At 69.5% G+C, this 12,899-nt stretch carries 8 protein-coding genes; 2 read left to right on the top strand and 6 right to left on the bottom strand.

All coding sequences use genetic code 11. The features are described from left to right. The first annotated feature begins 17 nt into the window (after positions 1-17). Positions 18-1,274, top strand: a complete 1,257-nt coding sequence (locus tag ACFWNN_RS12030) for a CHRD domain-containing protein (RefSeq protein WP_382439908.1) — start codon at positions 18-20, stop codon at positions 1,272-1,274. A 60-nt stretch (positions 1,275-1,334) separates the two neighbouring features. On the opposite strand, the gene ACFWNN_RS12025 is transcribed toward ACFWNN_RS12030, so the two are convergent. From ACFWNN_RS12025 to ACFWNN_RS12015, 3 genes are all read right to left on the bottom strand, one after another. After that, on the bottom strand, positions 1,335-2,663 hold the full coding sequence (locus ACFWNN_RS12025; protein ID WP_382439907.1) for a SulP family inorganic anion transporter: 1,329 nt from the start codon (positions 2,661-2,663) through the stop codon (positions 1,335-1,337). Positions 2,664-2,676: 13 nt separating this feature from the next. Beyond that, the gene (locus ACFWNN_RS12020) at positions 2,677-3,150 is read right to left on the bottom strand and encodes a carbonic anhydrase (protein WP_382439906.1); all 474 of its coding nucleotides are present in this window, start codon (positions 3,148-3,150) and stop codon (positions 2,677-2,679) included. Between the two features lie 161 nt (positions 3,151-3,311). Further along, positions 3,312-3,629 carry a hypothetical protein gene (locus tag ACFWNN_RS12015; RefSeq protein ID WP_382439905.1) on the bottom strand — a complete coding sequence of 106 codons (318 nt, stop codon included), beginning with the start codon at positions 3,627-3,629 and terminating at the stop codon, positions 3,312-3,314. Between the two features lie 232 nt (positions 3,630-3,861). Here ACFWNN_RS12015 and ACFWNN_RS12010 point away from each other — a divergent pair, with 232 nt between their 5' ends. After that, positions 3,862-5,946, top strand: coding sequence for a TIR domain-containing protein (locus tag ACFWNN_RS12010; RefSeq protein WP_382439904.1), 2,085 nt, complete (start codon positions 3,862-3,864; stop codon positions 5,944-5,946). On the opposite strand, the gene ACFWNN_RS12005 is transcribed toward ACFWNN_RS12010, so the two are convergent. The 3 genes from ACFWNN_RS12005 to gltB all read right to left on the bottom strand — a co-directional run bounded on the left by ACFWNN_RS12005 (position 5,936) and on the right by gltB (position 12,463). After that, on the bottom strand, positions 5,936-6,352 hold the full coding sequence (locus ACFWNN_RS12005) for a hypothetical protein (protein WP_382439903.1): 417 nt from the start codon (positions 6,350-6,352) through the stop codon (positions 5,936-5,938). The genes ACFWNN_RS12010 and ACFWNN_RS12005 overlap by 11 nt on opposite strands. A gap of 89 nt (positions 6,353-6,441) precedes the next feature. Beyond that, positions 6,442-7,947: a glutamate synthase subunit beta gene (locus tag ACFWNN_RS12000; protein ID WP_382439902.1), complete on the bottom strand. Its 1,506-nt coding sequence runs from the start codon at positions 7,945-7,947 to the stop codon at positions 6,442-6,444. Further along, entirely contained in the window at positions 7,940-12,463 is a 4,524-nt protein-coding gene (gene gltB / locus ACFWNN_RS11995) for a glutamate synthase large subunit (RefSeq protein WP_382439901.1), read from the bottom strand. The genes ACFWNN_RS12000 and gltB overlap by 8 nt, the downstream gene beginning before the upstream one ends. Between the last annotated feature and the right edge of the window lie 436 nt (positions 12,464-12,899).

The raw sequence follows: 12,899 nt of genomic DNA, 5'->3' as shown, positions 1-12,899 counted from the left end.
CCTTGGAGCCCAATCCCATGTCTGTCAACAAAACTGTCGCTGCCGCATGCCTTCTTTCGGCCGGACTAGGCCTCGGCGTCGCCACTCCCGCGTCCGCCGCCCAGGGCGAGGTCACGGTCAAGATCACCAACACGGTCGGCTACGAGGCGTCGTTCTGCGCCGCCGACCAGCTGGAAGGTCGGTGCCTCGACAGCACGAAGAAGGGCGAGTCGCGCACGTTCACCGTGAAGCCCGGCGCCGGCAAGGTCGAGGTCCGCGTGGTCGTGAAGAACGGCGGCTCGGCGTTCGAGAACTTCACCGCCGACGGCAACACCCTCAACATCGACGCGGGTGGTTCAGCGAAGCAGCCGACCGCCACGAAGGCGGGTGGCGCGGGCCAGGAGCACGGCGGTCAGGACCACGGCGCGCACGGCACTCCCCCGCCCGCGACCGGCCAGACCCCGGTGCAGAACCAGCCCCCGGTCAAGCCCGCGACCGGCAAGCCCCTGTTCTTCTCGGCCGATCTCGACGGCCGCCAGGAGGTCCCGACGGCCGGTGGCCCCGACGTCGGTGACAACGACGCCAGCGCGAAGGCCCTGGTCGAGGTCCGCGGCGACCGCGTGACGTTCGCCGTGCAGTGGCAGAAGACCTCGCAGCTCACGCTCGGCCACATCCACCAGGGCGCGGCCGGCCAGAACGGCGCGGTGAAGGTCAACCTGTTCACGACCCCGATGCCGGAGACGCTGAACGCGGCCGCCGGCCAGACCGTGGTCGACGCCCAGCTCGCCAACGACATCCGCAAGAACCCCGCCGGGTTCTACGTGAACCTGCACAGCACCGAGAAGCCCGGTGGCGCCGTCCGCGGCCAGCTCAAGCCGTTGACCAGGCAGGTCAACCCACTCGACATCATCAAGGGCGGCAAGCTGCGCGCGTTCTCCAACGGCCGCAACGAGGTTCCGGTGCAGGACGGCCCGAAGGTCGGCGACCCGGACGGCCAGGCCATCACGTTCGTGCAGCCCACCGCCACCGGTGTCGACTTCTCGCTGGCCTGGGTGAACATCGACGCGCCGACGCTCGGCCACGTCCACCAGGGCGCCAAGGGCGTCAACGGCGCCGTGAAGATCACGTTCTTCGGCACGGCCGTCCCGAACGGCATCTTCGCGGTCTCGGGTTCGGCCGCCGCCGACAAGGCCACGCTGGACGCGCTGCGCAAGTCCCCCAAGGACTTCTACTCGAACATCCACACGGGACCGTTCCCCGGCGGCGCAGTGCGCGGCCAGTTCACGACCCACTAGTGACCACCTGAATGAGGAAGGCGCCGCGACCGCGACCCCCACGGTCGCGGCGCCTTTCTGCTATCTGCCGACCAGGTCGACGGTCTTACCCGCTCGTCGCGACTGGTCCACCCACTGGTCGATCGCCTGCCCGCAGGCCTGGTCGAGGTGCCGGACCCCGCTCAGGTCCATCCGGACGTGCTCCCGGTCCACCCGGTCGAGCTCGTCCAGCAGCACCGGCAGCCGCAGGAACGTCGCGTTGCCGCGCAACGCCACCCCCTCCGGCGTCACGGTCACCTGGAGCCTGGAGACGTCCCAGGCCGTCTTGATGACCGCCGCGAGCAGACCGGCGACCGTGCCGGTGAGCAGGTCGGTGCCCACGATGAGACCCGCGGTCAGGACGAAGACGAAGCCCTCGGCCTTGTCCGTGCGCCACAACGAGACGACCTCGCGAAGGCCCAGCAGCTTCCAGCCCGCGTGCACCAGGACCGCCGCCAGCACGGCCACCGGGATCAGCGTGAGCAACCCCGGCAGCAGCACGACGAACAGCAGCAGCCACACGCCGTGCAGCACCCGCGACGCCTTCGTCCGGGCACCGGCGTTGACGTTGGCGGCGCTGCGCACGATCACGGCCGTCATGGGCAACGCGCCCAGCAGACCGCAGATCGTGTTGCCGACGCCCTGCGCGACCAGTTCTTTGTTGTACTGCGTGCGCGGACCTGTGTGCATCCGGTCGACGGCGGCCGCGCTGAACATCGACTCGGCCGAGGCGACGAGGGCGAACACCACCGCCGTGCCGATGACTCCCGTGCTGAGCAACGAGAAGTCCGGCAGGTGCACGTCCGTGGAGAGCGTTCCTACGTTGATGCGGTCCACCGGTGTCGCGAACACCGCCGCGATCGCGGTGCAGACCACCACGCCGACGAGGATGCCCGGCACCACCTTCATCGGGGTGCGCTGCCACAGCAGCATGATCAGCACGGTGAGCAGGCCCAGCGCCAAGGCGACGGGCGAGACCACCAGGTGCCTGAGCTGACCGAAGATCAGCACGAGGCCGATGCCCGCCAGCATGCCCTGCACGACGGACGGCGAGATCGCGCGGAACCACCGTCCGCACCTCGTTAAGCCCAGCACCACCTGCAAAAGCCCGGCGCCGAGGACGATCACGCCCAGCGCCGCGATCCCGTGCCGGCTGACGGCATCCGCCACCAGCACCGTCAGTCCGGCGGCCGGCCCGCTCACCTGCATCGAGCTGCCCGGCAGCAGGCCGACGACGATGCCGCCGACCACTCCGGTCACGATGCCGAGCTCGGCCGGCACCCCGGACGCCACCGCCACGCCCACGCACAGCGGCAGCGCCACGAGGAACACGACGACCGACGCGCCGATGTCGGTCCAGTACTTCTTCATCACGTCGAGACCCCTACAGCGGAAGGAAGGCGTGCTCGGCGCACGCGGAGACCTCGCCGGTCTCGATGTCGTAGAACCAGCCGTGGACGCGCAACGACCCGGCGGCGACCTCCTCCGCCACGAACGGGTACGCCAGCAGGACGTCCAACTGGGCGCGGACGTGGTCCTGGCCCTCGGGGCGCATCGCCGGGCCGGACGCCTGCCGGGGCTGCCCCGGACGCAGCCAGCCGCGCATCGCGGGCAGGTGGTCGATGCCGCCGCCGTTCAACGCGCCGACCGCACCGCAGTGCGAGTGGCCGCAGACGACGATCTCGCTGACGCCGAGCTGGAGCACGGCGAACTCGATCGTGGCCATCTCGCTGGACGGCGTGGTGAGCGAATAGGGCGGGATGACGTTGCCCGCGGTGCGCATCTCGAACAACGAACCGGGCTCGGCGCCGGTGATCGCCGCCGTCACGATCCGCGAATCCGCGCACGTGATGAACATGGTCGTGGGTTGCTGACCTGCGGCGAGCTTGCGGCCGAGTGCGCTCGAACGCGAAGCGGCGTGTGCGCGGGCATGCTGAACAAAGCGATGGAAGTCCATGGGAATCCCTCACTGCGATAGGTAATAGGTGTTCGGTTAGACCCGGGGAGAGACAGGTCTGATCAGTTGCGGAACACCTGCAACGCAGGAGGTGTGCGCCAGACCACTATTGGTTCGGCGTTGGACACGAGAGTGAGAACACCGGGCACGGCACGGGGCGTGAACACGGTGAAGAACGACGGTGCGGCCACATTGGACGAACGGTCGACGGAACTGACCAACAGGCGCAGCCGGCTCGGGTCGCGCTCCTCGCGGGGCGCTTCCTCCTTGGGAGCCGAGGTCTTCGACTTCGGTGGTGGCGCGCCGATCGACGCGGTCGACACGGCCGGGGTGAGCACGGCGCAGAGCGCGACGATGACAGTGAGAAGAACACTGCGCATGCCGACACCCCCCGACTGAGTTGATCTACGACTATCAGTTTCGCCCGAAGTGGACAACCCGCGCGATATACGAGACGGACTTCGCCCGGATCACACCGAAGTTTCACCCGAAAGTGTTTCCGCTTTTACGGAAAGGTACGTACACACAGAGTGGCTTCGCTGCGTTGTAGATGTGCCAATTAGTGGACACCCGGCCGCCGATCCCCGCCGACTCTGCACAATCGGTGACCGAATGCCAAGGGAGGCGATCGTGGCGAGGGTTTTCATCAGCCACGCAACACAGAATGTGGCGCTCGCGACACAAGTGCGCAACTGGCTGGACCCGGACCATGAGACGTTCCTGGAAGTTCACCCCGATGACGGAATCCAGGTGGGAGAGGCCTGGCGCGAGCGTCTGCACCTGGAGCTGCGCCGGGCGGACGCCGTCGTCTGCGTCGTCAGCGAGGCGTCGGTCAGGTCGAGCTGGTGCACCGCCGAGGTGGCCATCGCGGACGCGCTGGGGTGCCTGCTGCTGCCGGTGCAGCTCGGCGGCGTCATCCACCCGTTGATCAACCACCTCAACCACATCCCGCACACCACCGCCCGCGAACACCTGCGCAAGGCGCTGCGGCAGTTCGACGCGGGCGGCCGCAAGCTCGCGAAGAACCAGGAGCCGTTCCCCGGCCTGGACGCGTTCAGCACCGCGTTGAGCGCCGTCTTCTTCGGCCGCGACACCGAGACCCGCGCGCTGGCCCGCAAGGTCCGCCGCGCCCCCGGCCTGCTCGCCGTCGTCGGCCCGTCCGGCTGCGGCAAGTCGTCGCTGCTCAGGGCCGGCCTGCTGGCGCAGCTCGCGGACGACCCGCGCTGGCTCGTGACGCCGCCGTGGCTGCCGGGCAACGACCCGCTCGACGCCCTCGCCCGCGCGGTGCGCAAGACCGCTTTCCAAGCGGGCCTGCGCTGGTCGGTCCAGGAGACCAAGGACCGGCTGGTGCTCGACGGGCTGCGCGGCGTGGCCCGCGAGCTGGTGGACGACGACCGCAGGCTGCTGATCACCGTCGACCAGGCCGAGGAGCTCTTCACCCGTGCCGCCGAGAAGGACCGCCAGCAGGTCGCGACCCTGCTCCGGGACGCGATCGCGGGCAACGTGCGGGTGGTCGCCACGCTGCGGTCGGAGTTCCTGGACGAGCTGCGGACGTTGCCGGAGCTGGGCGGCGTGCACCTCGGCAGCTACGTGCTGGCGCCGCTCGCCCGCGAGGTGCTGAACGTCGTGATCACCGGCCCCGCGCGGGTGGCCGGACTCAAGGTGCACCCGGAACTGGTGGCGAGGCTGGTCGAGGACACGGCGAGCGGCGAGGCGCTGCCGTTGCTGGCGTTCACGTTGCAGCACCTGGCGATCGGCGTGCCCCGCGGCGGCACGTTGTCGAGCGAACGGTACGAACACCTCGGCGGCGTCCACGGCGCACTCGCCCGGCACGCCGACGAGGTGCTCGACTTCGCCGTGGCGGAGACCAGGACCGGTCGGGAGGAACTCCTCGCGCGGCTCGCCTCCCTCGCGACGCTCGACCACACCGGCAGGCCGACCCGCAAGCGCGTCAGCCTCGCCCAGCTGGACTCCCGGGCCCAGGACGCGCTGGAGGTGTTCGTCCGGCACCGCCTGCTGACCGCGAGCGGCGACCAGCGGGGCCGCTGGATCGGCGTGGCGCACGAGGCGTTGTTCACCGAGTGGCGCCCGCTGCGCAACGCCATCGACGAACGCCAGATCGGCCTGCGCGCCGCCCAGTCCGTCGAACTGGACGCCTCGCAGTGGATCGAGGGCGGCCGAGCCGACCACCTGCTGCTCAACAAGGACACGTTCGCCGCCGTCGCACCCCTGGTAGCCGCCGATGACCTCTCCCCCGCCGCCCGCCGGTTCCTCGACGTGAGCAGGGGCCGGATCGAGGCACTGCGCCGCCAGCGCCGCCGCGACCGCAGGCAGACCATCAGCTGGCTGGCGGTCTTCCTGGTGACGGCGATCGGCGCGGCCGGCCTCGCGGCGGCCCAGTGGAGCGTGGCCAGCGACGAACGCGACAAGGCCGTCGCCCGCTCGCTCACCGCCGAGGCGCGGTTCCTCCGCGAGTCATTGCCACAGCTGGCGTTGCGGCTGAGCCTGACCGCGCATGCGTTGGCGCCCAACGACGACACGCGCGCCGACCTGACCATGGTGCTCGCGGCGGAAGGGATCACGTCCGGCGACCTGCTCCGCGGTGCCTGCGCACTCGCGGAAGGCGGGCTCACCGCGCAGGAGTGGCAGCGGCACCTGCCGGAACTGTCCTATCGCGACACTTGTGCTACCGGGTGATGCCGAACTTCTCCTCGACCATCCGCCAGAACGCGGGCACGGCCTCGGCCACCGGGACCTCCTGCCGGTCGTAGCTGTCCTGCCGACGGCGTTTGGCACCGTGGAACAGCAACACGCAGCACCCCTCCCGGACCGGTACGAGCGACGACGGTGACGCGACGTGGATCGTCTCGTAGTACCAGGGCTTCGCCACCAGCGACACGGCGACGAGGTCGAACATCGACGTGGTCACCCCGAGCGAGTCGGCCGCGTCGCTGGCGAGCACGCTCGCCACGATGTCCCGCATGTGCTGGTGCGACGGCAAACCCGGCAACTGGTTGTGCTTCAGCCCGGCCAGCTCGGCGAACCACGCCGCGACGTCGTCCCAGCCGCGGTTCTCGAACTCTCCCCGGATCGCCCACACCACGCGGAACACCCTAGGAAAAGGCGAACGCCCCGCGCGACTCCATTGTCACGCGGGGCGTCATGCTGCTCTCCGCTGGTCGAACGCCGTTGTCAGACCACAGCGAGCGGAAGCTGGTTCGGGATGACCGGCGACGGCAGGTTCGAGGAACCCGTGAGGAAGTTGTCCACGGCGTTGGCCACGGACCGCCCCTCGGCGATCGCCCACACCACCAGGGAGGCGCCGCGGTGGGCGTCCCCGCAGACGAACACGCCGGGCGCGCTCGTCTGCCAGTCGGAGCCGCACGAGATCGTGCCGCGCTGCGTCAGCGAGATGCCGAGGTCGTCCAGCAGGCGCATGTGCTCGACGCCCTCGAAGCCGATGGCCAGCAGCACCATGTCCGCGGGCAGGACCTCGATCTCGTCGGACACCGGCACGACCGAACGGCGGCCGGACGAGTCCTTCTCGACCCGCACCTGCTGCAGCTCGATGAACCGCACGTGGCCCTCGTCGTCGCCCACGAAACGCTTGACCGCCACGGTGAAGCGGCGTTCGCCGGCCTCCTCGTGCGCGGGGTACGTGCGCAGGATGTGCGGCCACACCGGCCACGGCGAGCGGTCGTCGTCGCGGACCGACGGCGGCATCGGGTACTGGTCGAGCTGCGTCACGGACAGCGCGCCCTCGCGGGTCGCGGTGCCGTAGCAGTCGGCACCCGTGTCGCCACCGCCGATGACGATGACGTGCTTGCCCTCAGCGGAGAACGGAGACGGCCCGTCACCCTCGACGGCGCGGTTCGCGGGGACCAGGTGGTCCATCGCGAGGTGCACGCCCTGGAGCTCACGGCCGGGCGTCGTCTTGTCGTCACGGCCCCGCAGCGCACCGACGGCGAGCACGACCGAGTCGAACTCGGCCCGCAGCTGCTCGACCGTGACGTCGACGCCGACCTCGCAGCCGGTGACGAACTTGGTGCCTTCGCGACGCAGCTGCGACAGCCTGCGGTCGAGGACCTTCTTCTCCATCTTGAACTCGGGGATGCCGTACCGCAGCAGCCCGCCGAGACGGTCATCGCGTTCGTACACGACGACCTCGTGGCCCGCGCGGGTCAGCTGCTGCGCCGCGGCCAGACCGGCCGGACCGGAGCCGACGATCGCGACGCGCTTGCCCGACGACACGGCCGCCTGGGACGGCTGCACGTAGCCGTTCTCCCACGACATGTCCGCGATCGTCTCTTCGACGCGCTTGATCGCCACGGCGCCACCGGCGTCGTTCGAGATCGCCAGCACGCAGGCGGCCTCGCACGGCGCCGGGCACAACCTGCCGGTGAACTCCGGGAAGTTGTTGGTGGCGTGCAGGCGGTCCGAGGCCAGCTCCCAGTCGCCGCGGCGCACCAGGTCGTTCCACTCGGGAATCAGGTTCCCGAGCGGGCAGCCCGCCGTTCCGCTGTGGCAGAAGGGAATGCCGCAGTCCATGCACCGCGTCGCCTGCGTGCGCACGGCGGCGTTGCGCTCCTCCGGGGCTTCCTGGAGGTAGACCTCGTTCCAGTCCTGCAACCTCTCCGGCTTCGGACGCTTCGGCGCGTCGGAGCGGGAGAACTTCATGAAACCCTGTGGATCAGCCACGAGACGCCTCCATGACAGCCGCGTCAACGTCCCGGCCCTCAGCGCGGGCGAGGCGCATGGCCTCGAGAACGCGCTGGTAGTCGCCGGGCATGACCTTCGTGAACGCACCGGCCCGACGGGTCCAGTCCCCGAGCAGCGACGCGGCGACGGCGGAACCCGTGGCCTCGTGGTGCTTGGTGACGGCGTCCTTGAGCCAACGCAGGTCCTCGGCGCTGAGGCGCTGCAGATTCACCATCTCCTGGTTCACCGACAGGGGATCCAGGTCCAGCACGTACGCGATGCCGCCGGACATGCCGGCCGCGACGTTGCGCCCGGTCGGCCCGAGCACCACGGCCCGGCCACCGGTCATGTACTCGAACGCGTGGTCGCCCACGCCCTCCGCCACGAGCAGCGCGCCGGAGTTGCGGACGCAGAAGCGTTCTCCGACCCGTCCGCGCAGGAAGACCTCACCGGACGTGGCGCCGTAGCCGATCACGTTGCCCGCGATCACCTGCTGCTCGGCGCGGAACGGCGCGTCGTCGTGCGGCCGGACGATGATCCGCCCGCCGGACAGGCCCTTGCCGACGTAGTCGTTGGCGTCGCCGACCATCTCGAGCGTGATGCCGCGCGGCAGGAACGCGCCGAGCGACTGCCCGGCCGACCCGGTCAGCTTGACCCGGATCGTGTCGTCCTCCAGGCCCTCGCCGCCGTAGCGACGGGTGACCTCGGCGCCGAGCAGCGTGCCGACGGTGCGGTTGACGTTGCGGACGGGCAGTTCCAGGGTGACCTGGTGCGCGTCCTCCAGCGCCGCCTCGGCGAGCTGGATCAGCGTGCGGTCCAGAGCCTTGTCGAGGCCGTGGTCCTGCTCGCGGATGCGGCGCTTCGCCGTCGGGTACGGGGTCTCCGGCACCTCGAAGACCGGCGCGAGGTTCAGGCCCTCGGTCTTCCAGTGCTCGATCGCCTCGTCCTTGTCGAGCAGCTCCGCGTGACCGACGGCCTCGTCGATCGTGCGGAAACCGAGCTCGGCCAGGATCTCGCGGGCCTCCTGCGCGATGAACTCGAAGAAGTTCACGACGTGGTCGGCCTGGCCGGTGTAGCGGGCGCGGAGGTCCGGGTTCTGCGTGGCGACGCCGACCGGGCACGTGTCCAGGTGGCAGACGCGCATCATCACGCAGCCCGCGACGATCAGCGGCGCGGTGGCGAAGCCGAACTCCTCGGCGCCGAGCAGCGCGGCGACCACGACGTCGCGGCCGGTGCGCATCGCGCCGTCGACCTGGACGGTGATGCGGTCGCGCAACCCGTTGAGCAGCAACGTCTGCTGGGTCTCGGCGAGGCCGATCTCCCACGGCGTGCCCGCGTGCTTGAGCGAGTTCATCGGCGAGGCGCCGGTGCCGCCGTCGTAGCCGGAGATCAGCACGACGTCCGCGTGGGCCTTGGCCACACCGGCGGCGACCGTGCCGACACCGATGGAGCTGACCAACTTCACATGAACCCGGGCCTGCTCGTTCGCGTTCTTCAGATCGTGGATGAGTTGCGCCAGATCCTCGATCGAGTAGATGTCGTGGTGCGGCGGCGGCGAGATCAGACCGACACCCGGCGTGGAGTGCCGGGTGCGCGCGACCCACGGGTAGACCTTGAAGCCGGGCAGCTGACCGCCCTCGCCGGGCTTGGCACCCTGCGCCATCTTGATCTGGATGTCCGTGGAGTTCACGAGGTACTCGCTCGTGACGCCGAACCGTCCACTCGCGACCTGCTTGACCGCGGAACGCCGTTCCGGGTCGTACAGGCGCTCGCGGTCCTCGCCGCCCTCACCGGAGTTCGACCGGCCGCCGAGGCGGTTCATCGCGATGGCGAGGGTCTCGTGCGCCTCCGCCGAGATGGAGCCGTACGACATGGCGCCGGTGTTGAAGCGCTTGACGATCGCGCTGACCGGCTCGACCTCGTCGATCGGGATCGGTGTGCGGCCCTCGGCCTTGAACTTGAACAGGCCGCGCAGCGTGCCGCCCTGCCGGGAGATGCGCTCGACCTCCGCCGTGTACTGGCGGAAGACGTCCTCCTTGCGCGTCTTCGTGGCGTGCTGGAGCAGGAACACCGTCTCCGGCGTGAACAGGTGCAGCTCGCCCTCGCGGCGGTACGAGTACTCGCCACCGACCTCCAGGCGGCGGTGCTCGCGCGCCGTCGGGTTGTCCGGGTGCGCGCGGCGGTGGCGGACGGCCACCTCTTCGGCGAGCACGTCGAGGCCGGCGCCGCCAAGCTTCGACTGCGTGCCGGTGAAGTACTCGTCCAGCAGGTCGTTCGACAGGCCGACGGCCTCGAAGATCTGCGCCGCGGTGTAGGCGCCGACCGTCGAGATGCCCATCTTCGACATGATCTTCAGGACGCCCTTGACCAGCGCCTTGACGTAGTTGCGGATCGCCTTGTGCGCCGGAACGCCGGTGATGGCGCCCTGGCTGATCAGGTCCTCGATCGTCTCGAACGCGAGGTACGGGTTGACCGCGGCGGCGCCGTAGCTCAGCAGGGCGGCGACGTGGTGGACCTCGCGGCAGTCACCGGACTCGACGACGAGCGCGACGCGCAGGCGTTCCTTGGTGCGCACCAGGTGGTGGTGCACCGAGGAGACGAGCAGCAGCGACGGGATCGGCGCCATCCGGTGGTCCGAGTCGCGGTCGCTGAGCACCAGCGTCCGGGCACCGTTCGCGATGGCCTCCGACGCCTCGCGACGCACGCGCTCGATCGCGGCGGTCAGCGCCTCGCCACCACCGTCCACTTCGTACAGTCCGGACAGGACGGTGCAGGCGAAGCCCGGCAGGTCGCCGTCGTCGTTGATGTGGATGAGCTTCGCGAGCTCGTCGTTGTCGATCACCGGGTAGTCGAGCGTGACGTGGCGGCACGAGACGGGGCCGGGGTCGAGCAGGTTCTGCTCCGGGCCCATCACGCGCTTGACCGACGTGACGATCTCCTCGCGGATCGCGTCCAGCGGCGGGTTCGTGACCTGCGCGAAGTTCTGCACGAAGTAGTCGTAGAGCAACCGCGAGCGCTGGCTCAGCGCCGCGACCGGGGTGTCCGTGCCCATCGACGCGAGCGGCTCCATGCCCATGATCGACATGGGCGTGAGCAGGATCCGCAGCTCCTCCTCGGTGTAGCCGAAGGTGAGCTGGCGGCGCACGACGGACTCGTGGCTCTGCACGACGTGCTCGCGGTCCTGCAGGTCCGCGAGGTCGAGCAGGCCGGCGTGCAACCACTCGTCGTAGGGCTGCTCCGACGCGAGGTTCGACTTGAACTCCTCGTCGTCGATGATCCGGCCCTGCGCGGTGTCCACGAGGAACATGCGGCCGGGCTGCAACCGTCCCTTCGCGACGACCTGGTCGGACGGCACGTCGAGCACACCCGTCTCGGATGCGAGAACGACGCGGCCGTCGGCGGTCTGCCACCAGCGGGCGGGACGCAGGCCGTTGCGGTCGAGGACCGCGCCCACGAGCTCGCCGTCGGTGAACGTGACGCAGGCCGGACCGTCCCACGGCTCCATCAGCGACGCGTGGAACTGGTAGAACGCGCGGCGCTTCGGGTCCATCGTGGCGTGGTTCTCCCACGCCTCCGGGATCATCATCAGCACCGCGTGCGGCAGGCTGCGGCCACCGAGGTGCAGCAGTTCCAGCACCTCGTCGAACGACGCGGAGTCCGAGCCGTCCGGGTTGCAGATCGGGAACAGCCGCGCGAGGTCGCCCGGGATCAGTTCGCTGTCCAGCAACGCCTCGCGGGCGCGCATGCGGTTGCGGTTGCCGCGGACGGTGTTGATCTCACCGTTGTGCGCGACGAACCGGAACGGATGCGCGAGCGGCCACGACGGGAACGTGTTCGTGGAGAAACGACTGTGCACCAACGCGATCGCCGAGTAGAGGCGCTCGTCGTGCAGGTCGGGGAAGAACGCCGGCAGCTGCTCGGTCGTCAGCATTCCCTTGTAGACGATCGTTCGTGCCGACAGGGAAGGGAAGTAGACGCTGCCCTCGTGCTCGACCCGCTTGCGCAGGGCGAAGGCGAGGCGGTCCAGCGCGATTCCGGCCTCGTCGCGCGTGCCCTTCACGAAGAGCTGAGCGAAGTGCGGCGCCACCGACATCGCGGTCGGGCCGACGCTGGCCTTCTCCGGATCGGTCGGGACCGCGCGCCAGCCGAGGACGACGAGGTTCTCCTCCTCGGCGATCCGTTCGATCTGGACCATCGCGGCGGCGCGTTCTTCGGTCTCAAACGGCAGAAAGGCGATGCCGGCGGCGTACTGCCCGCGCTCGGGAAGGTCGAACTCGACCACCGCGCGCAGGAACTCGTCCGGCAGTTGAAGAAGAATGCCAGCACCGTCGCCGGACGTGGGCTCGGCGCCCGCGGCTCCTCGGTGCTCCAGGTTCGCGAGCGCCGTCAGGGCATCGTTCACGATGCCGTGGGAACGCCTGCCCTGGATGTCGGCCACCATGGCGACACCGCAGGCGTCGCGCTCCTCAGACGGGTCGTACAGACCCTGGGGGCCGGGGATGGCGGAGAAGATCACTGCGCAGACCTCCTTCGTCGTCCTCGCGTAAAGAACTAAAGTCCTCGTGCTCAGACCTCGAACCAACAGGTGGGAGCACGGGACGACGATGGCCCGCGTGTTGACGCGACTTTAACAGCCGCGAAACCCAGGGACACCCGCCAATGGGTGATCTAGGTCATGGATGTGTAACGATTCCCCGCTGGGGAACGACATTGCGGCCAACGTCGAGGTTCGTTACAGCCGAGTAAGCGTAACCGACCGTTCAACTCGGGCCAGTCGAGTGAGAGTTGCGCGACATTCCCGGTTTGCCACTGGTTGAGCCGGGTACTTCTCCGTTTTGGCTGATCAGCCGCCTGCCGTCCCAGTTAGCGGACGCTCACGCGCGTTCACTCGCGACCGTTGGCCACCAAACAAAAGACCGAGGCCCCGTTCACCCCGCGCCGCATGCGGGGAG

The sequence above is a fragment of the Lentzea sp. NPDC058450 genome, from assembly GCF_042721395.1.
GTDB lineage: Bacteria > Actinomycetota > Actinomycetes > Mycobacteriales > Pseudonocardiaceae > Lentzea.
Note: the sequence above shows the minus strand (reverse complement) of the source record. Positions and strands in the feature narration are given on the sequence as shown.

Bases quoted from the DNA above. Each gene is read 5' to 3' on its own strand.
- ACFWNN_RS12030 (WP_382439908.1), top strand. From the start codon at position 18: ATGTCTGTCAACAAAACTGTCGCTGCCGCATGCCTTCTTTCGGCCGGA.
- ACFWNN_RS12025 (WP_382439907.1), bottom strand. From the start codon at position 2,663: ATGAAGAAGTACTGGACCGACATCGGCGCGTCGGTCGTCGTGTTCCTC.
- ACFWNN_RS12020 (WP_382439906.1), bottom strand. From the start codon at position 3,150: ATGTTCATCACGTGCGCGGATTCGCGGATCGTGACGGCGGCGATCACC.
- ACFWNN_RS12015 (WP_382439905.1), bottom strand. From the start codon at position 3,629: ATGCGCAGTGTTCTTCTCACTGTCATCGTCGCGCTCTGCGCCGTGCTC.
- ACFWNN_RS12010 (WP_382439904.1), top strand. From the start codon at position 3,862: ATGCCAAGGGAGGCGATCGTGGCGAGGGTTTTCATCAGCCACGCAACA.